Genomic DNA, 17,636 nt, shown 5'->3' with positions numbered 1-17,636 from the left:
GCCACTTATCCCACCTCTCCCGGAGGGAGAGGGAGGGGCCCGATCGCGATCAGCGATCGGGAGGGTGAGGGGTTACGCCGTTCAGGCTTCCGCGCCGCCTAGAACGCGTTCTCGCCGGTGATGGCGCGGCCCAGGATCAGGGCGTGCACGTCGTGGGCGCCCTCGTAGGTGTTGACCGTCTCCAGGTTCGCCGCGTGGCGCATCACATGGTACTCGCCCGAGATGCCGTTGCCGCCGTGGATGTCGCGCGCCTCGCGGGCGATGGCCAGCGCCTTGCCGCAGTTGTTGCGCTTCATCAGGCTGATGGCTTCCGGCACCCAGGCGCCCTGGTCGATCAGCCGGCCCAGCGCCAGCGCGCCCTCGTAGCCCAGGGCGATCTCGGTCTGCATGTCGGCCAGCTTCTTCTGGATCAGCTGGCGCGCGGCCAGGGGCTTGCCGAACACGCTGCGGGTCTTGGTGTAGTCGCGGCTGGCGTGCAGGCAGAACTCCGCCGCCCCCATGGCGCCCCAGGCGATGCCGTAGCGCGCCTTGTTCAGGCACGAGAACGGGCCGCGCAGGCCGCGCACGTCGGGCAGCAGCGCCTCGTCCGGCACGAACACGTCCGACAGTGCGATCTCGCCGGTGACCGACGAGCGCAGCGACAGCTTGTTGTTGATCTTCGGCGTCTCGAAGCCCTTGGACCCGCGCTCCACCAGGAAGCCGTGGATCACGCCATCCCACTTGGCCCACACCAGGGCCACGTCGGCGATCGGCGCGTTGGTGATCCACATCTTGGCGCCGTTCAGCACGAAGCCGCCGTCGACCTTTTTCGCCACCGTGCGCATCGACGCCGGGTCGGAGCCGCCGTCGGCCTCGGTCAGGCCGAAGCAGCCCACCGCCTCGCCGGTGGCCATCTTCGGCAGCCACTTGCGGCGCTGTTCCTCCGAGCCGAAGGCGTAGATCGGGTACATCACCAGCGACGACTGCACGCTCATCGCCGAGCGGTAGCCCGAGTCGATCGCCTCGATCTCGCGGGCGATCAGGCCATAGGCCACGTGGTTGACCCCCGCGCAGCCGTACTCTTCCGGCAGCGTCGGGCCGAGGAAGCCCAGGGCGCCCATCTCGGTCATGATCTCGCGGTCGAAGCGTTCCTCGGCGAAGGCGCTGACCACCCGCGGCAGCAGCTTCTCGCGCGCATAGGCCCGCGCCGCCGCGCTGACCATCCGCTCCTCTTCCGACAGCCGAGAGGCCAGGTCGAGCGGGTCTTCCCAGTCGAAGGTCTTGGTGGGCTCGCCGCTGTCGAGGGCCATGGCAGGGTCTCCTTGGGTCAGGCGCGCCTTATGGCGCGTCCCGGGCCGGACGGAAAGGGCAGGGAACGGCGCGTTCTCTTCCCCCTCTGGGGGAAGTACGGCCGAAGGCCGGGATGGGGGCTCCAGGGAACCACGAAAGACAGCGCCGGGCTGGAGCCCCCTCCACCCCTTCGGGGTCCCCCTCCCCCAAGGGGGGAGGAGATTCCAGTCAGGTCCCGGTGAACACGCCCTTGCGCTTCTCGGTGAAGGCCAGGAACGACTCCTTCTGGTCGTTGACCGCCTTGCGGGCGTGGCCGAGGCCGGCCAGTTCGTAGCGCAGGGCCTCGTCGAGGCCGGCCTCGGCGTTGTGCTGCAGCACGCGCTTGGCCGAGCGGATCGCCAGGGGCGGCCACTGCGCCATCTGCCCGGCGTAGGCGACGGCCTCGTCCAGCAGGCGCTCGTCCGGCACGACGCGGTTCAGCAGGCCCATCGCCAGCGCCTCCTCGGCATCGACCGCGCGGCTGGTCAGAATCAGGTCGGCGGCGCGGGCGTAGCCGACGATGCGCGGCAGGAAGAAGCTCATGCCGCTGTCGGGCGACAGGTTGCGCTCGACGAACACGGTCTTGAAGCGCGCCGCGTCGGCGCCGATGCGCACGTCGCAGGCCAGCGCCATGCTCATGCCGGCCCCGGCCGCCACGCCGTTGATCGCCCCGATCAGCGGCTTGTCGAAGTCGGCGAACAGCCTGGCCCAGCGCCCCACCCAGCTGTGTTCGTCCAGCAGCGCGTTCTGGCCCTGGGCGCGGGGAACCACCGGCAGGCCGTCGGGCCCGCGGGCCGCCGACAGGTCCGCGCCGGCGCAGAAGCCGCGGCCGGCGCCGGTCAGCACCAGGGCGCGCACGCCGTCGTCCGCCCAGGCCTCGCCGACCGCCGCGTGGACGTCCTCGCGCAGGGCCGCGTTGATCGCGTTCAGCCGTTCGGGCCGGTTGAGGGTCAGGATCGCGACATGGTCGCGCTTTTCGTAGAGGACCGCTGTATAGGGCAAGGCGTCGTCTCCCGCGTTGGTCGCCGGGCTGGCCCCGGGCTTGTTTTGCGCGAGCATAGCGCGGCGGACCCCGCCCGGCGCAAGGGCGGCGACGAGCGCGCCCGGTTGGCTGCCGCCGGGTGACGGCTCCTAACAGCGGCGCCCAGAGGAGCTGACCCCCATGGAGATCAACGGCGTCGCGCACATCTTCATCACCGCCGGCGACTTCGAGGCCTCACGCGCCTTCTATCGACAGCTGCTGCCGTTCCTGGGCCTGAAGCCGGTGCTGGACGCCGGCAACACCTATTACTGCGTCGGCGGCCGGACCGGCTTCGCCGTGCGCGCGCCGACGCCCGAGCACGAGGGCGAGCGGTTCGTGCAGAACCGGGTCGGGCTGCACCACGTCTGCTTCCGGGTGCGCGAGCGCGAGGAGGTCGACGAGGCCCATGCCTTCCTGGTCTCGATCGGCGCGACGGTGGTGCATCCGCCGAAGGACGACGACTGGGCGCCCGGCTATTACTCGGTGCTGTTCGAGGACCCCGACGGGGTGCGCCTGGAGATCAACTACGTGCCCGGCCAGGGCCTGCTGGCGCCCGGCAGCTCCGGCCATATCGGCGCGCCGCTCTAGACGAGGAAGGGCGCCGTCGATGGACAGCTTCGAGATCCGGCCGGTCGGCCACGTCCGCGGCGGCCGCGACCAGCCGATCGACGACGACTGGGGCGCGAGCCGGGCGCGGATCGAGCTGGATGCGGCCCGCTTCGGCCCCGAGGCGCTGGCCGGCCTGGGCGATTTCTCGCACGCCGAGGTGATCTTCCTGTTCGACCGCGTGAGCGACGACAAGATCGAGTACGGCGCGCGCCGGCCGCGCGGGCGTGAGGACTGGCCGCTGGTGGGCATCTTCGCCCAGCGCGGCAAGAACCGGCCCAATCGCCTGGGGCTGTGCGTCTGCCGCATCGTGGCGGTGGACGGGACGGCGCTGGAGGTCGAGGGTCTGGACGCCATCGACGGCACGCCGGTGATCGACATCAAGCCGGTGATGCGCGGTTTCGAGCCGCGCGGCGACATCCGCGAGCCCGCCTGGGCCGCCGAGATCATGAAGGACTACTGGTGACCATGACTGAGACCGCGACGCCCGAAACGAAGATTGGGGAGCCCCGCATCAGCGAAGCCGACGAACGCGCCCTGCTGGATTCCATCGACCGCTGGCTGGAGAAGAAGGTCGCCCCGGTCGCCTCGAAGTTCGAGCAGGCCGACGAGTATCCGCACGAGCTGGTGGCGGACATGTGCGAGATGGGCCTGTTCGGCGCCCTGATCGAGCCGGAATGGGGCGGCCTGGGCCTGGGCGCGGTGACCTATTCCAAGATCGTCGCGCGCATCTCGGAAGAGTGGATGAGCCTGACCGGCTTCTTCAACTCGCACCTGATGATGGCGCTGATCGTGCAGAAGTTCGGCACGCGCGCGCAGAAGGACCACTGGCTGCCGCGCTTCGCCACCGGCGAGATCCGCGGCGGCCTGGCCCTGACCGAGCCCGACGCCGGCACCGACCTGCAGGGCATCCGCACGGTCGCCCGGCGCGAGGGGGACCAGTACGTGGTCAACGGCGCCAAGCTGTGGATCACCAACGCCCTGGAGGGCGATATCCTGGCGGTGCTGGTGAAGACCGATCCCACGGCCGAGCCGCGCCACCGCGGCATGACCATGCTGATCTGCCCGACCCGCGACCTGGAGACCCGCGCCGAGCTGCCGGGCGTGGTGCGCGGCCAGAAGCTGCCGAAGCTGGGTTACCGCGGCATCGACACCGGCCCGATCACCTTCGAGGACTACCGGGTGGACGCGGACATGGCCCTGGTCGGCGGCGAGGAGGGCAAGGGCTTCCTGATGGCCACCGGCGGGCTGGAGATCGGCCGGGTGAACGTCGCCGCCCGCGGCGTCGGCATCGCCCGCCGCGCGCTGAAGGAGGCGGTGGCCTACGCCCAGATCCGCACCACCATGGGCAAGCCGATCGCCCAGCACCAGGCGATCCAGCTGAAGCTGGGCGAGATGGCGGCCAAGACCCGCGCCTCGGAGCTCTTGGTGGAGGACGCCGCCAAGGCCTACGACCGGGGCGGGCGGGTCGACCTGGAGGCCGGCATGGCCAAGTGGTTCGCCACCGAGACCGCCTTCGAGGTGGCCACCGAGTCGATGCGCATCCACGGCGCCTACGGCTATTCCAAGGAATACCCGATCGAGCGCCTGTACCGCGACGCGCCCCTGCTGATGATCGGCGAGGGCACCAACGAGATGCAGCGGATCATCATCGCCCGCCAGCTGATCGCCCGGAACCCGGTCTGAACCCTGGGGGCGGGGCGGGGCCCGGCCGGGTTTGATGAAGGTCGCCCCACATCGGAACTTTGCGGCGACGCTCACGTTTAGACGCCGTTGGACCGCTGGTCGGGCCGTCGATCCTCGCCCAGGCCGGGCAGGGGCGCATGCCGGGAAACGTTCCCGCGCCGCCTCGCCCCGGCCCTGGTTCGGACGTCGACCTGCCCAGATTGCCGGCCAATGTTTTCGTTGGCGTCACGACGGGGCGGGAGCGCCGGCGCGCCTTGCTTGGGAGATAACACCGATGAAGACCATCCTGCGCACCGCCTGCGCCGCCGCAGCTGCGGCCGCCGCCCTGGTTCCGGCCAGCGACGGCTTCGCCCACACCTACCGGCACTATCACCACTACCGGCACTACAGCGGCTACCGGCACTACAGCTCCAATCGCTGCCACCAGCGGCACATGACCAACGGCACGATCATCGGCGCCGTGGGCGGCGGCGTGGTGGGCGGCGCCCTGTCGCACGGCAACGCCCTGCCGGCGGTGGCCCTGGGCTCAGGCCTCGGCGCCCTGGCCGGCCACGCCGTCGGCGCCCGCTCGGGCTGCTGAGGACGTACGTCAGGCGCGGCGGTCCGCAAGGGCCGCCGCGCCGCTTCCTAAGCGCGCAGGTGGCGCGCTTCGCGCAAGGCGCGAATCGTGGCGGCATGGGGGCATTGTCGGAACGCCGGGATACGACCCGTCTCCGGGACGTTCTGTCGGCAGTCCCTGGCACAAGGAGCCCCGCCATGCGGCAGGCGCGCTTCGACCACCCGCTGGATGTCCTTCGCCCCTTCGCCCTGATCTGGGCGGTGTTCTTCGCCACCGGGTTCTGGGGCTATTTCGCGCTCAATCCCCTGAACTGAGCTGACTCAGGTCGCCGGGCCGCCGCGGGCCACGAACCAGCCGTTGCGGAAGCCGTCCTGCGCCTTGCCGTAGCGGAACACCTCGCCTTCCGGCGTCAGGAAGCTGCCGCCGGCCGCCTCCAGCACCGCATGCCCGGCCGCCACGTCCCATTCCATGGTCGGCCCGTGCCGGGGATAGATGTCGGCGGCGCCCTCGGCGATGCGGCACAGCTTGATCGAGGAATCCATCGGCTCGCGCAGGTGGAAGCCGTACTCGGCCATCAGCTTCTGCGCCGTCTCTTCCTTCATGGTGTGACTGACCAGGGCGATGGCCGCGTCCGCGGGCCAGGGCCGCACCGTCACCGGCTGGGCCGGGGCGTCCTCGCCCATCATCCGCTTGAAGGCCCGTCCGCCCCGGGTGAACCAGGTCTCGCCGGAGGGCGGGGCGCAGACCGCGCCGCAGGTCGCCCGTCCATGCTCCACCAGGCCGATGTTGACCGTGAAGTGCGGGTCGCCGCGGACGAAGGCCTTGGTGCCGTCCAGCGGGTCGACCAGGAAGAACCGCGCGCCGATGGTGTCGGGCGTGCCGAACTCGCTGGCGTCCTCTTCCGAGATCACCGGGATGTCGGGAAAGCGTTCGGCCAGCCGCTGCAGGATCAGCGTCTCGCCGCGCCGGTCGGCCTCCGTCACCGGGCTCTCGTCGGCCTTGGAATGCACCTCCAGGCCGGAGCGCCACAGCGGCAGGATCAGCCGGGCGGCTTCCTCGACGATGTCCGCCAGGATCTCACCCATCGCCTGGTCCGCCACCGCGCCATTCCCCATCGTCTCGCTCATGCGTCCCCCAGATTGTCCGGCCCAGGCGCGCCCAGGCCTCAGGCATCCGGCCGCGGATCGGCGCCGACCACCGTCAGGTGGACGATGTCGCTGTCGATCACATGCTTGCCGGCATTCTCGAAATTGACGGTGACCTTGCGGCCTGCCACCGACTGCACCTGGCCGTCGCCCCAGTCCGCCTGGTCGGGATGGCGCACGATCACGCCCGGCTCTAAGAAGGAATGCATCGGCGCTTCCTTTAAGGGGCGCCTGGCGTTTGCCAAAGAGCCAAATCAGGGGAAGGTCGCGCGCGATGACCGACGCTGCCCACACGCCCGACGACGTCACCCCGGTCGATGCGCCCGCCGGCGCCGCCGGCGCGGTGTCCGCCCCCACCGTCTCCGCCGAGGACCTGGCCGCCAAGCTGGCGGCGCGGCTGTGCCACGACTTCATGAGCCCCGCGAGCGGCATCGTCTCGGGCCTGGACCTGCTGGAGGATCCCAGCGCCAAGGACATGCGCGACGAGGCGATGAACCTCATCGAGAGCTCGGCGCGCAAGCTGGTCGACCTGCTGACCTTCTCGCGGGTGGCGTTCGGCTCCTACGCCAGCGCCGAGGTGTTCGACGCCCGCGAGCTGGAAGGCCTGGCCAAGGGGGTGTTCGCCCATGTGCGGCCGGAGCTGGACTGGCAGGTCGCCGAGCCGCAGCTGCCCAAGTCGGCCGCCCGCGCCCTCCTGAACCTGCTGCAGATCGCGGCCGGCGCCCTGGCCACCGGCGGCGTCGCCCGCGCCACGGCCACCCAGGTCGATGGCCGGTACACGGTGCTGGTGGAAGCCCAGCACGCCCGGGTGCGCATGCACCCCGACGTCGCCGCCGGCCTGGCCGGCCAGCCGCTCAGCGAGGGTCTCGCGGGCCGCTGGGTGCAGGCCTACTACCTGAACGCCCTGGTCAGCGCCGCGGGCGGCGTGGTCAGCGCCATCCCCGGCGAGGAGAAGATCAGCTTCCAGGCCGTGCTGCCGGCGTAAAAATCCTGCCGGCGGGCCCGCGGCCACACGGCTCCTTAACCAAAGCCGCCGCAAGACTACGGGGTATGCCTGACGGGAGCCCCTTGTCCGTGAAGACCTGCCTCGTCGTCGATGACAGCCGGGTGATCCGCAAGGTTGCGCGCCGCATCCTGGAGGACCTGGGCTTCGAGATCGCCGAGGCCGCCGATGGCATGGAGGCCCTGGCCTGGTGCCGCGCGGCCATGCCCGACGCCATCCTGCTCGACTGGAACATGCCGGTGATGGGCGGGCTGGAATTCCTGCGCAAGCTGCGCGCCGAGCCCGGCGGCGATGCGCCGGTGGTGGTGTTCTGCACGGTCGAGAACGACGTGGCGCATATCGAGGAGGCGCTGGAGGCCGGCGCCGACGAATACATCATGAAGCCGTTCGACGGCGACATCATCGAGAGCAAGTTCGCGGAGGTCGGGCTGTGAGGCCGGACGACATCAGCCTGGTCGTCTCCCTGTGCCGCGCCCGCGCCGGCCTGAAGGTGTCGACCGAGAAGACCTACCTGATCGAGAGCCGCCTGGCCCCGGTGGCGCGGCGCGAGAACTTCGAGTCGATCTCCGACCTGCTGGCCGCGGTGCGCGCGCGGCGCGAGGAGCCGCTGATCTGGGGCGTGGTCGAGGCCATGACCCAGGGCGAGAGCGCCTTTTTCCGCGACCGCACGCCGTTCGAGATCTTCGCCAAGGACCTCTACCCCACCCTGGCGCGCGCCCGCGGCGGCGAGCCGGTGAAGGTGTGGAGCGCCGCCTGCGCCGCGGGTCAGGAGGTCTATTCCCTGGCCATGCTGGCGCAGCAGATGCAGGCCGAGGACCCGTCGGTGAAGCTGCAGCTGGCCGCGTCGGACCTGTCCGCCCGCGCCCTGGAGAAGGCGCAGAGCGGCGTCTACAGCCAGTTCGAGGTGCAGCGCGGCCTGCCGATCCGGCTGCTGATCAAGCACTTCGAGAAGGTCGACGACCAGTGGCGCCTGTCGGCCGACATCCGCCGCATGGTGCGCTGGCGGCGGGTCAACCTGATCGCCGGCCTGGCGGCGCTGGGCCGCTTCGACGTGGTGTTCTGCCGCAACGTGCTCTCGCAGCTGGAGCCGGCCTACCAGAAGAAGGTGCTGGAGGAACTGACCCTGGTGCTGCCCGACGACGGCTACCTGGTGCTGGGCGCCAAGGAGACCGCCGAGCTCGCTGGCGAGGCCTTCAGCCCGGTGCTCGGCCGCCCGGGCCTCTACCGGCGCAATCCCGCGTTCACAGCGGCGGCCGCCGCGGCTTAAGGCGGCCACGCCGGCGCGTCCCCCCCCTCACCCAACCCTCTCCCCCAAGGGGGCGAGGGCTACGATGTTGACGGGCTCGCGCGTAAGAAGCCCTCGCCCCGCTTGCGGGGAGAGGGTTGGGTGAGGGGTCTATCCGCCCCCTAGATCCCCCGCATCAATCGCGCCACGCCCTGCGCCCCCGCATCCGGCAAGACCTCCAGCGCCGCCGCCACGCGGGACACCTCGCCCGGCTTGTTCTGCGACAGCTTCCAGGTCCCCTCCAGCCGCGCGATCGGCGCTTCGTAGGCGACGATACCGCCCAGCAGGGCTTCCAGCTTCGCCGGGGTCATCTTGGCCGTGGTCCAGGGCGGCTTTGGGGCCAGCTTCGCCTCGAAGTGGGCGGAGAGGTCGTCCAGCAGGGTCCGGGCGCCCGCACGGTCCAGCGCCCGGGCCTCGCCCTCGATCTCGACGGCGACGTAGTTCCAGGTCGGGACCTGGTCCTCGGCGGCGTACCAGTCGGGGCTGACGTAGGCGTCGGGGCCGGTGACCACCGCCAGCAGTCGCGGCCGCTCGGCCAGGGCGGCGACCATGCGGTTGGCGGCCGACAGGTGGAAGCGCAGCACGCCGCTCGTGACGATCACCGCCGCGTGCGCCGTGACCGGACCCTCCGGCCCCTGGGCGGCCAGGACGGCGAAGCCGCGGTGGGCGACGAAGTCGAGCAGCGGTTGCGGGTCGCGCAGGGCGAAGGTGGGGGCCGGGTGCATGCCGGCTCCGCTACGCCGCCCGCCGGCGGTCGTCCAGTGCGCCGGGTCAGCCGGCCGCTTCTCAGGCCGGCTCCAGCGAGGGCGTCGGAAACAGCAGCCGGGTGGTCAGGCCGCCCCGGTCGTTGGGCGTGAAGTCGACCTCGCCGCGCAGCTGGCGGGCGAAGGCGGTCATCAGGGTGCGGCCGACGCCCTGGCCGATCACGGGCGCGGCGGGCTGCTGCACGCCGGCGCCGGTGTCGCTGATGGCCAGCTCGGCCTGTTCGCCGCGCACCCGGAACACCACGCTGAGCTCGCCGCCGTGCTGGCCGACGCCATGCTTACGCGCATTGCTGATCGCCTCGACGGCGAACAGCGCCAGGGGCGCCAGCCGGTCCGGGTCGATCACCAGCGGGTCGATGGACAGTTCGGTGCGGATCGGCGACGCCGGCACGGTGTCGCCGGCCAGCACCTGGGCCAACAGCTCGTCGAGGAACTCGCGCAGGTCCACCCGCTTCAGGTCGGCGCCCTGGTAGAGCGAGCGATAGATCAGCGCCAGGGCGGCGATGCGCATGCGGGTGTCGGACATCGCCACCCGCGCGGCCGGGTCGGTGAGCGAGCGCTGCTGCATGTTCAGCAGCGAGGAGATGACCTGCAGATTGTTCTTCACCCGGTGGTGGATCTCGCGCATCAGGTCGTCCTTCTGCGCGAGGTTGTCGCGCAGGGCCGCGTCGCGCACCGAGATCGCCTGGGCCATCTCGTCCAGGGTCTGGGCCAGGTCGCGGATTTCCGGCGGCGCCGCCTCCGCCTTCAGCGGGTGGATGCTGAAGCGGCCGCGGCCGTAGATGGCGGCGATGCGCTGCAGGTAGGCGATCCAGCGGATGATCTGCCGCTCGGCGACGATCCAGACCGCGCCCAGCGACAGGGTGAAGGCGATCAGCGGCAGGGCGAGCGACGTCAGCGGATTGATCCAGGCCCAGGTCACCAGCCCCTGCGACGGCGCCGAGAGGATCACATAGACGTCGTTGCCCACCAGCGGCGCGGCGGAGAACACCCGGTCAGACCCCTGGCGATCATGGCCAAACCACAGGCTGGCGTGGCCGGCGCCGGTCAGATGGCCGGTCCCGAGGCCCGGCGGAAAGGCGGCCGGGGTGGTGGCGCTGAGATAGCGCCCCTGGCTGTCGGTGAGGGCGACCTCCGAACCCTCCGGCAAGGATCGGTCGGCGGTCTCCGGGCGCAGGCTGGCCAGGGTGATCACGGCGACCAGGGCGCCGTCGAAGCCGCCGGAGGCGTTCTCGGCCCGCACGGCGGCCAGCACCGAGGGCTCGTCCGCATAGCCGACGCCCGGATCGCTGGCGACCACCACCGGCTGTCCGCCCGCCAGGCTGTGGAACCAGGGGCGATCGCGCCGGGTGGGATCGGCGGGCGCGGTGGCGGCGGCGCAGGCCACGCGGCCGATGGAATCGAAGCGGATCAGGTTGGCGTAGCCGGGTATCCGGCCGCGCACCTCGGCCAGCCGCTGGGCGCACTGGAAGCCCACAGAGCCGGGGGCCAGGGTCTCCAGCAGCACGTCGGCGGCCTCGATCCGCGCGCGGGCGGTGGCGGCGCTGCGCTCGGCCGCGGCGGCCAGCATGTCGCGCTGGGCATGGGACTCGCGGTCGAAATCCAGCCAGGACTGGAAGCCCGAGAGCAGCAGCACGGGCAGCAGCGCCAGCGCCAGGGCGAGCCCCAGCCGCCAGCGGATGCTGACCGCCAGCCATCGGCGTGCGGGGTGGGAGACGGCCGGGGCGGCGGGCGGCGCCGCCGCAGCGGGGGGGCTGCGGCCAGCGTCATGATCCGCCACCGGCGCGACGGCGTCCGCGGCCTTCAATTCTGGGCGCTCAGGCGCTCCGCGTCGGCCATGATGGTCTTCATGGCGTCGCTGGCCGGGGCGCCGTCCCGGGTATAGCCGCCCGTCTCCAGCACCGCCTCGAGGGCGCGCCGGGCGCGCGAGACACGACTCTTCACCGTCCCCACGGCGCAGCCGCAGATCGCCGCGGCCTCCTCGTAGGCGAACCCGCCGGCGCCCACCAGGATCAGCGCCTCGCGCTGTTCCGGCGGCAGCATGGACAGGCCCTGGCGCAGTTCGTCGAGCGCCACCGGGGCCATCGGATCGTCGGGGGCCACCAGCGTGCGCTCGGCGGCCTCCTGGTCCAGCTGGCTCTGGCGCCAGGATCGGCGCTTCTCGGAATAGAACTGGTTGCGCAGGATCATGAAGGTCCAGGCCTTCATGTTGGTGCCAAGCTCGAAGCTGTTGCGCGCGCTCCAGGCCTTCATCATCGCATCCTGGGCCAGGTCGTCGGCCTGGGTGGCGTCGCCCGCCAGGGTGCGGGCGAAGGCCCGCAGCTGCGGGATCAGGGCGGTGAGCTCGCGCTTGAAGATCGCGTCGCGGCGGGCGTCCTCGTCCGGTCCTGGCGGCCCGGCATCGCCGGCGCCGGCCTCACCTGCGCGTCTGTCGCGCCCGGCGGCCATCAGCCAGTCTCCGAGGTCTTGTCGTCAGCCTTGCGCAGGATGTCCAGAAACTCGTCCGGGACGGGCTCATTGACCACCTCGTCGAACATCTGGCGCAGCTTCGCCCCGATCGCCTGCTGGCGGAGCCGGGCTTCGTCGAACGCCATCGAGCGCTTGGGCGGTTCTTTCATGGCCTTGATATTGATCATGCCAAAGGCGTGGCCGGCAAGGCCATGCGCCCCCCAATCGGTTTACATCGACAGCCCTAACGCCAGAAGGCGCCGGCGGTTCCCTCGCGGCGGCGCCAGGACTAGGATTGACCGGAACCTGTGGCGGTCGGGTGCGTTAACGGCTGCTGGGGCGTCTGGTGGCCCGCCCGGGCCACGGCCCTCTGTGCATCGTCTCGATGCGTACAGGCCTCGATTCGGGAGGGACTATGAGTCTTCTGGCCAAGCTGGCGCCGCATCTGCCCTACATCCGTCGCTACGCGCGGGCCCTCACCGGCTCCCAGACCACGGGCGACAACTATGTCCGGGTGGCCCTGGAAGCCATCGCCACCGGAGAACGCTCGCTGGACGAGGGGGTTTCCCCGCGGGTGGCGCTCTATCGCGTTTTCCACGCCATATGGTGCGGCACCGGCGCCAATCTGGAGGTCCCGACCGAGGACGCTCCGGTCTCCGGCGACGCCGCCGGCCGGCTGATGCGCATGGCCCCGCGGTCGCGGCAGGCGTTCCTGCTCACCGCGCTGGAAGGGTTCACCCCCAGCGAGGCCGCCACCATCCTCGGCTGCGACTTCGACGAGGTCGAGGGGCTGATCGCCTCCGCCCAGAGCGAGATCGACGCCGAACTGGCGACCGACATCCTGATCATCGAGGACGAGCCGGTGATCGCCGCCGACATCGAAGCCCTGGTCAAGGAACTGGGCCACCATGTCACCGACATCGCCGCCACCCGCGGCGAGGCGGTGGCCGCCGTGCAGCGGCAGACGCCGGGCCTGGTGCTGGCCGACATCCAGCTGGCCGACGGCTCGTCGGGCATCGATGCGGTCAAGGACATCCTGCAGCGGCATGACGTGCCGGTGATCTTCATCACCGCCTTCCCCGAGCGCCTGCTGACCGGCGAGCGGCCGGAGCCGACCTTCCTGATCACCAAGCCCTTCCAGCCGGAAACAGTGAAGGCGGCGATCGGCCAGGCCCTGTTCTTCCACCCGCGCCGCACGAAACAGGCCGCCTAGGCCCCGACCCGGCGCGGCCCGGCCCTGCCGGAACGGCGGCGCCGAAGCGGCGTTGTCTCTGCACCGATCCGCGGGGTTCCCGCGGGTCCCGGCAAAGGAGACAACGCCATGCTCGGTTGGGCCCTGATCTTCGCCCTGCTGGCCATCGTGGCCGGCTTCCTGGGTTTCTTCGTCCTCGCGGCCGCCGCGGCCATGGTGGCGAAGATCCTGTTCTTCGTGTTCCTGGTGCTGCTGGTGGTCAGCTTCCTGGCCCGCGCCATCCGCGGACAGTCCGTCGTCTAGGGACGGAGGCAAGCGAAACAAAAGAGGCCGCTCCGAGGAGCGGCCTTTTTCTTTGCCTGCGCTGTCGACGGCGTCGGCGCTATTGCGGGTTGCCGGCCGGCAGCGAGCGGGACGGCGGGGCGGTATTGGCCTGGTTGCTGATCCGGCTGGCCGGCTGGTTGTCGCTGCGGTGCAGGTCGCCGGCCCGGATGGCCAGCACGCCGAACACCGCGGCCAGGGCCAGGATGGTGGAGGCGGTCAGCACGGCGAAGGCGTGCCGCCCGCGCCGCGCCTGGCGCACGTGGGTGACGTCGGTCTGGTCCCCGTGTGGGACGCCGTCCCCAGGCGTGAGATTCGGCGAAGGGTCGGACGCGCGTAGCTCGGTCATCGGAATATCCTCCGGCGCGGGGTGTTCCGCGCCGATTCAACGTGCAGCCGGGGACCGCTGTTCCGCTTGCCGTGCGCGGCGCGCGCGGCGCTGGCGACTGCCCGAGAAAGAATCGAAAAAATTGCAGGGACCGCGGAACAAGCCGACAGGGATCACGTTTTCCCTTTGCGGAGGCGGCGACGCCCCCCCGACTTGTGACCAGCGAAAGCTGGTCAGCCGCCTCCGCACCCCTTCTCGATGATGCACAGACTGGGCGGTCCGGATCTCTGGACCGCCCTTCCTTTTGCGGTTCGGACCGGTCCTTCAGGTCCTGGGGCGTCGCGCCAGGTGGAAGGTGACGTTGGCGCGGCGGCGCATCGGCCGGACGAGGCCGCCGGCGGTCTGCGCGCCCTCGTCGCCGACGCCGGTGGTGCTGATGGGCACGTGGTCCAGCCCCCGGGCGGCCAGGGCCGCGGTCACCGCCGCCGCCCGGTCCTGCGACAGCTTCAGGTTGGCGTCCGGCGCGCCCTGGGCGTCGGCCAGGCCGACCACGTCGATCCCCTTGACGTCGCAGCGCCGCGCGTGGCCCGCCGCGCTGCGGATCAGCGCCTGGGCCTCTGGGGACAGGGCGGCCGACTCCGCCTCGAAATAGATCGAGACCGAGAAGTCGTCGCACACCGGCGGCGCGAACATCGCCGGCATGTGCATCTTTGGCGCGGACGCGCAGCCGCCGAGCGCCGCCGTGGCCAGGATCGCCGCCAGCACCGTCGCCGATGCGGCGGCGCGGCGCACTGCGCCCAGGTTCACGTCCATCACCGCACCTCCCAGACCGCCGAACCGGCCCCCGGCATAGAACAGCAAAACCCGGCGTTGCGGAAGCGGTGGGGGAGCGGGCGACTCCTCAGGTGGAACTCTGCCACGCCTGTTCCGTTGGGGTTGCAGCCCTTTGCCCATCCACGGGAGCTTCCCATGCGATCCCTGTTCAACTGGCGCCGCCGCGCGCCGGATCCGGTGACCCCCGACGACCTGACCCGGGACGACCTGACCCCCGCCGAGCGCGACGCGGCGCGCGCCAAGGCCGAGCGAGACATCGCCGAGCGCGAGGCGGCCTCGCGCCGGGTCGCCGGCGGCGGCTGGCGCGACGCCTACGACCGCGGCCGGCGCGACGAACGCGCCCGCAAGCCGGGCTTCTCCCTGGTCTCGGCCGTGGTGCTGATGGCCGCCGTGATCGGCGGCGGGGCGATCTTCCTGGCCGCGCGCGAAGGATCGTTCACGGCCGGCGGCGAGGTGGTGGACCACCAGCTGACCACCGCCGCCGACAAGGCCAAGGCGCCGCTGCGCGGGGCGGCCGACAAGGCCGGCGATGCGCTGGAGAACGCGGGCCAGAACCTGAAGCAGAAGGCCGGTGCGACGGACCAGGGCCAGCAGCAGGCCGACAACCAGTAGCGCCAGAAGGGGCGGCCATCGGCCGCCCCGCTATCCAGAACCTCGGAGTCGCCTAGCGCCGGGTCGTGGGCGGCTCACCCTCGAGGAACGAGCGGACGGCCGCGCCCAGGTAGCCCGGGTTGCGCACCGCCAGGAAGCCGGCGGCCAGGGCCGCCGCCACCGCCACCACCGGCTTTTCCTTCACGAAATCGAACGCCCGCTCGAGGAAGGCGTCCGACCGCGCCGGCGCCGGCGGCGGCTTCTTCGCCGCGCCGCCGGCGCTGACGATCACCGCGGCCAGGCCGATCAGCAGGGCGGCGGTGCCGGCGACGCAGGCTGCGGCGCCGGCCCTTCCGAGCCAGGTCTCGATGAGGGCGTATTCGGCGAACGCCAGCGCGACCACCGCCACCGCCGCGCAGGCGGCCAGGGCCGAGGTCGCGACGGCGCCCATCGCCAGTCGCCTGAGGATGGCCTGGATCAGCTTAGCGATCCCGGCTGGAGAGCAGCAGGCCCAGCAGCAGGCCGACGCCGAGGCCGGTGAGGGCGGCCGTCACCGGGCGCTCCTTGACCCGTTCGACGATGTACTTCTGCGCCTCGTCGACCCGCTCGCCGGCATTGTCGGTATAGACGCGGGTCTGCGAACGCAGCGCCTCGAGGCCTTCGCGGAACACCTTCTCCGCCGAGCGGGTGGCCTCCGCCAGGGTCTTTTCCGCGGCGGTCATCGCCTCGGTGAAGCTGCGCTCGCCATGATCGACGGCGCTGTTGGCGGCCTTCTTGGCGGCCTTCGCCTCGTCGGCGGCGTTGGTGATGCTGTCGGACGACATCGCGGTTCTCCGGACTTGGGACGTCACCTTCGGGACCAATCCCCACAAGGCCGCCCCGACAACGCAAGCGAGACCTTGAGGGTTCCGCCCCTTCATGACGGTTGATCGCCAATATAGGCTTAAGGCCGACGCGTTTTCGAATCGCCATTCATGATCGACGGCCTATTGGCGCTTTCCCGTCGTCTCGTCCTATAGTGGAGTCCATGGCGAAGGAAGCTGCCGACCACCCCGCCGCCGGAGACGCCCCCTCGCAGGGCGCGTCGCAGGACACCCGAAGCCGCGCCGCCCGCGCCCTCGCGGCGGCCAACATGGGCGAGTTCGAATACGACCGACGAACCGGGCACGTCACCATCAGCTCGCGAATGGCCGCCATCACCGGCCTGGCCGAGGGCGTCACCGAGGACGGCCGCGACCTGATCTTCAGCCTGATCCACGCCGACGACCGCGAGCGGGTTCGCGAGCAGATCGCCGCCGGCCTGGCGCAGGACGGCCGCTACGAGGTGCGCTACCGCATGGTCCGCCCGGACAATGGCCGGGTGCTGTGGATGTACAGCGCCGCCGCCTTCGATCCGCCCGACGACCCGGAGGCGACCCTGATCGGCGTGGTGCAGGACCTCAGCGAGCGGCGGGTGGACGACGAGCTGCGCGCCACCATGGTGGCCGAGCTGGACCATCGGGTGAAGAACGTGCTGGCCTCGGTGCAGTCGATGGCCCTGCAGTCGGCGCGCAAGACCACCTCGCTCGACGCCTTCCTGAAGACCTTCGCCGGCCGGCTGGAGGCGATGGCCTCGGCCCACACCCTGCTCACCGCCACGCGCTGGCGGGGCGCCGAGATCGTCAACATCGCGGCCGCCGAACTGGGCGGCCTGGCGCCGGGCCAGGCGCACTGGCGGGGCCCGGAGATCGTGCTCAATCCGCGGGCCACCAACGCCCTGACCCTGGCCCTGCACGAGCTGGCCACCAACGCCGTGAAATACGGCGCCTTGTCGGTGGAGACCGGCCGCGTCGACGTCACCTGGCGGGCGATGTCGGATGGCGGTTTCGAGCTGATCTGGCAGGAGCGCGGCGGGCCGCCGGTGATCGTGCCGCAGAAGCGCGGCTTCGGCTGCACCCTGCTGGAGCGGGTGACCGGGCGCGAGCTGGGTGGCTCCGCGGTGCTGGAATTCCGGCCCGCCGGGGTGCGGGCGCTGCTGCGCGCCGACGCCTCGGCCCTGGCCGCCACGCCCAAGCTTCCCGCCACGGCGGCGCCCGCCGCGATCGAGGCGGAGCGGCCGGCGGAGCCACGCCAGGCCTCCACCGGCGGCGGCGGCCCGGACGACATCCGCGGGGTCAAGGTGCTGGTGGTCGAGGACGCCGTGCTGCTGGCCATCGAGCTGGAGTCCGGCCTCACGGAGGCCGGCGCGGAGGTGGTCGGCGTCGCCGCCACCCTGGACGAGGCCCAGGCGATGCTGGCGCTGCAGTTCGACGTGGCCGTGCTGGACGCCAACCTCAACGGCGAGTCGGTGACGCCCGTCGCCGCGGCCCTGGCCGCCCGGGGCCAGCCGTTCATCTTCGCCACCGGCTATCGCGACGCCGACATCACCACCGAGGCCTTCGACGCCCCCGTGGTGCGCAAGCCCTACAACGTCCACCAGATCGCCGCCGCCCTGCTGCAGGCGATGGGTCAGGCGCGGGCGGCGGGGTAGGGAGCGGCCCCTCTCTTCCTTCTGTCATCCCGGAAT

Annotated in this window: 23 protein-coding genes; 11 read left to right on the top strand and 12 right to left on the bottom strand. The window is 71.4% G+C overall.

The window, feature by feature from the left end:
• Positions 1-98: 98 nt before the first annotated feature.
• The gene (locus tag ACO2Q3_RS23605; protein WP_423311143.1) at positions 99-1,289 is read right to left on the bottom strand and encodes an acyl-CoA dehydrogenase; all 1,191 of its coding nucleotides are present in this window, start codon (positions 1,287-1,289) and stop codon (positions 99-101) included.
• Between the two features lie 208 nt (positions 1,290-1,497).
• Positions 1,498-2,310: an enoyl-CoA hydratase/isomerase family protein gene (locus ACO2Q3_RS23600; protein ID WP_423311141.1), complete on the bottom strand. Its 813-nt coding sequence runs from the start codon at positions 2,308-2,310 to the stop codon at positions 1,498-1,500.
• 160 nt (positions 2,311-2,470) lie between these two features.
• Between ACO2Q3_RS23600 and ACO2Q3_RS23595 the strand changes: the two genes are divergently transcribed.
• From ACO2Q3_RS23595 to ACO2Q3_RS23580, 4 genes are all read left to right on the top strand, one after another.
• Positions 2,471-2,917 carry a VOC family protein gene (locus ACO2Q3_RS23595; protein ID WP_423311139.1) on the top strand — a complete coding sequence of 149 codons (447 nt, stop codon included), beginning with the start codon at positions 2,471-2,473 and terminating at the stop codon, positions 2,915-2,917.
• Positions 2,918-2,936: 19 nt separating this feature from the next.
• The gene (locus ACO2Q3_RS23590; RefSeq protein WP_423311137.1) at positions 2,937-3,401 is read left to right on the top strand and encodes an SAM-dependent methyltransferase; all 465 of its coding nucleotides are present in this window, start codon (positions 2,937-2,939) and stop codon (positions 3,399-3,401) included.
• A 2-nt stretch (positions 3,402-3,403) separates the two neighbouring features.
• The gene (locus ACO2Q3_RS23585) at positions 3,404-4,621 is read left to right on the top strand and encodes an acyl-CoA dehydrogenase family protein (RefSeq protein ID WP_423311135.1); all 1,218 of its coding nucleotides are present in this window, start codon (positions 3,404-3,406) and stop codon (positions 4,619-4,621) included.
• 274 nt (positions 4,622-4,895) lie between these two features.
• Positions 4,896-5,201 carry a hypothetical protein gene (locus tag ACO2Q3_RS23580; RefSeq protein WP_423311133.1) on the top strand — a complete coding sequence of 102 codons (306 nt, stop codon included), beginning with the start codon at positions 4,896-4,898 and terminating at the stop codon, positions 5,199-5,201.
• Positions 5,202-5,500: 299 nt separating this feature from the next.
• Here the strand turns inward: ACO2Q3_RS23580 and cysQ are convergent, their stop codons facing one another.
• On the bottom strand, positions 5,501-6,307 hold the full coding sequence (gene cysQ / locus ACO2Q3_RS23575; protein WP_423311131.1) for a 3'(2'),5'-bisphosphate nucleotidase CysQ: 807 nt from the start codon (positions 6,305-6,307) through the stop codon (positions 5,501-5,503).
• Between the two features lie 38 nt (positions 6,308-6,345).
• Complete coding sequence (locus tag ACO2Q3_RS23570; RefSeq protein WP_423311129.1) at positions 6,346-6,534, bottom strand: DUF3553 domain-containing protein; 189 nt, start codon at positions 6,532-6,534, stop codon at positions 6,346-6,348.
• 65 nt (positions 6,535-6,599) lie between these two features.
• Between ACO2Q3_RS23570 and chpT the strand changes: the two genes are divergently transcribed.
• The 3 genes from chpT to ACO2Q3_RS23555 all read left to right on the top strand — a co-directional run bounded on the left by chpT (position 6,600) and on the right by ACO2Q3_RS23555 (position 8,595).
• Positions 6,600-7,310, top strand: a complete 711-nt coding sequence (gene chpT / locus ACO2Q3_RS23565; protein WP_423311127.1) for a histidine phosphotransferase ChpT — start codon at positions 6,600-6,602, stop codon at positions 7,308-7,310.
• Positions 7,311-7,375: 65 nt separating this feature from the next.
• On the top strand, positions 7,376-7,762 hold the full coding sequence (locus ACO2Q3_RS23560; RefSeq protein WP_423311125.1) for a response regulator: 387 nt from the start codon (positions 7,376-7,378) through the stop codon (positions 7,760-7,762).
• Positions 7,759-8,595 carry a CheR family methyltransferase gene (locus ACO2Q3_RS23555; RefSeq protein ID WP_423311123.1) on the top strand — a complete coding sequence of 279 codons (837 nt, stop codon included), beginning with the start codon at positions 7,759-7,761 and terminating at the stop codon, positions 8,593-8,595. Before ACO2Q3_RS23560 ends, ACO2Q3_RS23555 begins: the two co-directional genes overlap by 4 nt.
• A gap of 140 nt (positions 8,596-8,735) precedes the next feature.
• Here the strand turns inward: ACO2Q3_RS23555 and ACO2Q3_RS23550 are convergent, their stop codons facing one another.
• From ACO2Q3_RS23550 to ACO2Q3_RS23535, 4 genes are all read right to left on the bottom strand, one after another.
• Positions 8,736-9,338 carry an FMN-binding negative transcriptional regulator gene (locus tag ACO2Q3_RS23550; RefSeq protein WP_423311121.1) on the bottom strand — a complete coding sequence of 201 codons (603 nt, stop codon included), beginning with the start codon at positions 9,336-9,338 and terminating at the stop codon, positions 8,736-8,738.
• A 61-nt stretch (positions 9,339-9,399) separates the two neighbouring features.
• The gene (locus ACO2Q3_RS23545; RefSeq protein ID WP_423311119.1) at positions 9,400-11,184 is read right to left on the bottom strand and encodes a sensor histidine kinase; all 1,785 of its coding nucleotides are present in this window, start codon (positions 11,182-11,184) and stop codon (positions 9,400-9,402) included.
• The gene (locus tag ACO2Q3_RS23540) at positions 11,181-11,825 is read right to left on the bottom strand and encodes a sigma-70 family RNA polymerase sigma factor (protein ID WP_423311118.1); all 645 of its coding nucleotides are present in this window, start codon (positions 11,823-11,825) and stop codon (positions 11,181-11,183) included. Before ACO2Q3_RS23540 ends, ACO2Q3_RS23545 begins: the two co-directional genes overlap by 4 nt.
• Complete coding sequence (locus ACO2Q3_RS23535) at positions 11,825-12,013, bottom strand: NepR family anti-sigma factor (RefSeq protein WP_423311116.1); 189 nt, start codon at positions 12,011-12,013, stop codon at positions 11,825-11,827. Before ACO2Q3_RS23535 ends, ACO2Q3_RS23540 begins: the two co-directional genes overlap by 1 nt.
• A gap of 227 nt (positions 12,014-12,240) precedes the next feature.
• Here ACO2Q3_RS23535 and ACO2Q3_RS23530 point away from each other — a divergent pair, with 227 nt between their 5' ends.
• Both ACO2Q3_RS23530 and ACO2Q3_RS23525 read left to right on the top strand, forming a co-directional pair.
• Positions 12,241-13,038, top strand: a complete 798-nt coding sequence (locus tag ACO2Q3_RS23530; protein ID WP_423311115.1) for a response regulator — start codon at positions 12,241-12,243, stop codon at positions 13,036-13,038.
• A 108-nt stretch (positions 13,039-13,146) separates the two neighbouring features.
• Positions 13,147-13,320, top strand: coding sequence for a DUF1328 family protein (locus ACO2Q3_RS23525; protein WP_423311114.1), 174 nt, complete (start codon positions 13,147-13,149; stop codon positions 13,318-13,320).
• 79 nt (positions 13,321-13,399) lie between these two features.
• Here the strand turns inward: ACO2Q3_RS23525 and ACO2Q3_RS23520 are convergent, their stop codons facing one another.
• Both ACO2Q3_RS23520 and ACO2Q3_RS23515 read right to left on the bottom strand, forming a co-directional pair.
• A complete protein-coding gene (locus tag ACO2Q3_RS23520; RefSeq protein WP_423311112.1) occupies positions 13,400-13,687 on the bottom strand; it encodes a hypothetical protein in 288 nt (95 codons plus the stop codon).
• A gap of 303 nt (positions 13,688-13,990) precedes the next feature.
• Positions 13,991-14,479, bottom strand: a complete 489-nt coding sequence (locus ACO2Q3_RS23515) for an OmpA family protein (RefSeq protein WP_423311110.1) — start codon at positions 14,477-14,479, stop codon at positions 13,991-13,993.
• Between the two features lie 156 nt (positions 14,480-14,635).
• Between ACO2Q3_RS23515 and ACO2Q3_RS23510 the strand changes: the two genes are divergently transcribed.
• Complete coding sequence (locus tag ACO2Q3_RS23510; protein ID WP_423311109.1) at positions 14,636-15,112, top strand: hypothetical protein; 477 nt, start codon at positions 14,636-14,638, stop codon at positions 15,110-15,112.
• Positions 15,113-15,164: 52 nt separating this feature from the next.
• Here the strand turns inward: ACO2Q3_RS23510 and ACO2Q3_RS23505 are convergent, their stop codons facing one another.
• Entirely contained in the window at positions 15,165-15,542 is a 378-nt protein-coding gene (locus tag ACO2Q3_RS23505) for a hypothetical protein (protein ID WP_423311107.1), read from the bottom strand.
• A 31-nt stretch (positions 15,543-15,573) separates the two neighbouring features.
• Positions 15,574-15,915, bottom strand: coding sequence for a hypothetical protein (locus ACO2Q3_RS23500; protein ID WP_423311106.1), 342 nt, complete (start codon positions 15,913-15,915; stop codon positions 15,574-15,576).
• Between the two features lie 203 nt (positions 15,916-16,118).
• Here ACO2Q3_RS23500 and ACO2Q3_RS23495 point away from each other — a divergent pair, with 203 nt between their 5' ends.
• Positions 16,119-17,600 carry an HWE histidine kinase domain-containing protein gene (locus ACO2Q3_RS23495; protein WP_423311104.1) on the top strand — a complete coding sequence of 494 codons (1,482 nt, stop codon included), beginning with the start codon at positions 16,119-16,121 and terminating at the stop codon, positions 17,598-17,600.
• The last annotated feature ends 36 nt before the right edge of the window (positions 17,601-17,636 follow it).

This window comes from Caulobacter sp. KR2-114 (assembly GCF_049446115.1).
Taxonomy (GTDB): Bacteria; Pseudomonadota; Alphaproteobacteria; order Caulobacterales; family Caulobacteraceae; genus Acaudatibacter.
The sequence above is the reverse complement of the archived record's forward strand: the minus strand, read 5'-3'. Positions and strand labels throughout refer to the sequence as shown.

What these genes read in the sequence shown, in the direction of transcription:
- ACO2Q3_RS23505 (WP_423311107.1), bottom strand. Translation starts at nt 15,542, where the DNA reads ATGGGCGCCGTCGCGACCTCGGCCCTGGCCGCCTGCGCGGCGGTGGCG.
- ACO2Q3_RS23580 (WP_423311133.1), top strand. Translation starts at nt 4,896, where the DNA reads ATGAAGACCATCCTGCGCACCGCCTGCGCCGCCGCAGCTGCGGCCGCC.
- ACO2Q3_RS23525 (WP_423311114.1), top strand. Translation starts at nt 13,147, where the DNA reads ATGCTCGGTTGGGCCCTGATCTTCGCCCTGCTGGCCATCGTGGCCGGC.
- ACO2Q3_RS23585 (WP_423311135.1), top strand. Translation starts at nt 3,404, where the DNA reads ATGACTGAGACCGCGACGCCCGAAACGAAGATTGGGGAGCCCCGCATC.
- ACO2Q3_RS23530 (WP_423311115.1), top strand. Translation starts at nt 12,241, where the DNA reads ATGAGTCTTCTGGCCAAGCTGGCGCCGCATCTGCCCTACATCCGTCGC.
- ACO2Q3_RS23590 (WP_423311137.1), top strand. Translation starts at nt 2,937, where the DNA reads ATGGACAGCTTCGAGATCCGGCCGGTCGGCCACGTCCGCGGCGGCCGC.
- ACO2Q3_RS23570 (WP_423311129.1), bottom strand. Translation starts at nt 6,534, where the DNA reads ATGCATTCCTTCTTAGAGCCGGGCGTGATCGTGCGCCATCCCGACCAG.
- ACO2Q3_RS23550 (WP_423311121.1), bottom strand. Translation starts at nt 9,338, where the DNA reads ATGCACCCGGCCCCCACCTTCGCCCTGCGCGACCCGCAACCGCTGCTC.
- ACO2Q3_RS23595 (WP_423311139.1), top strand. Translation starts at nt 2,471, where the DNA reads ATGGAGATCAACGGCGTCGCGCACATCTTCATCACCGCCGGCGACTTC.
- ACO2Q3_RS23520 (WP_423311112.1), bottom strand. Translation starts at nt 13,687, where the DNA reads ATGACCGAGCTACGCGCGTCCGACCCTTCGCCGAATCTCACGCCTGGG.
- ACO2Q3_RS23495 (WP_423311104.1), top strand. Translation starts at nt 16,119, where the DNA reads ATGGCGAAGGAAGCTGCCGACCACCCCGCCGCCGGAGACGCCCCCTCG.
- ACO2Q3_RS23515 (WP_423311110.1), bottom strand. Translation starts at nt 14,479, where the DNA reads ATGGACGTGAACCTGGGCGCAGTGCGCCGCGCCGCCGCATCGGCGACG.
- ACO2Q3_RS23540 (WP_423311118.1), bottom strand. Translation starts at nt 11,825, where the DNA reads ATGGCCGCCGGGCGCGACAGACGCGCAGGTGAGGCCGGCGCCGGCGAT.
- cysQ (WP_423311131.1), bottom strand. Translation starts at nt 6,307, where the DNA reads ATGAGCGAGACGATGGGGAATGGCGCGGTGGCGGACCAGGCGATGGGT.
- ACO2Q3_RS23535 (WP_423311116.1), bottom strand. Translation starts at nt 12,013, where the DNA reads ATGATCAATATCAAGGCCATGAAAGAACCGCCCAAGCGCTCGATGGCG.
- chpT (WP_423311127.1), top strand. Translation starts at nt 6,600, where the DNA reads ATGACCGACGCTGCCCACACGCCCGACGACGTCACCCCGGTCGATGCG.
- ACO2Q3_RS23500 (WP_423311106.1), bottom strand. Translation starts at nt 15,915, where the DNA reads ATGTCGTCCGACAGCATCACCAACGCCGCCGACGAGGCGAAGGCCGCC.
- ACO2Q3_RS23510 (WP_423311109.1), top strand. Translation starts at nt 14,636, where the DNA reads ATGCGATCCCTGTTCAACTGGCGCCGCCGCGCGCCGGATCCGGTGACC.
- ACO2Q3_RS23605 (WP_423311143.1), bottom strand. Translation starts at nt 1,289, where the DNA reads ATGGCCCTCGACAGCGGCGAGCCCACCAAGACCTTCGACTGGGAAGAC.
- ACO2Q3_RS23560 (WP_423311125.1), top strand. Translation starts at nt 7,376, where the DNA reads ATGCCTGACGGGAGCCCCTTGTCCGTGAAGACCTGCCTCGTCGTCGAT.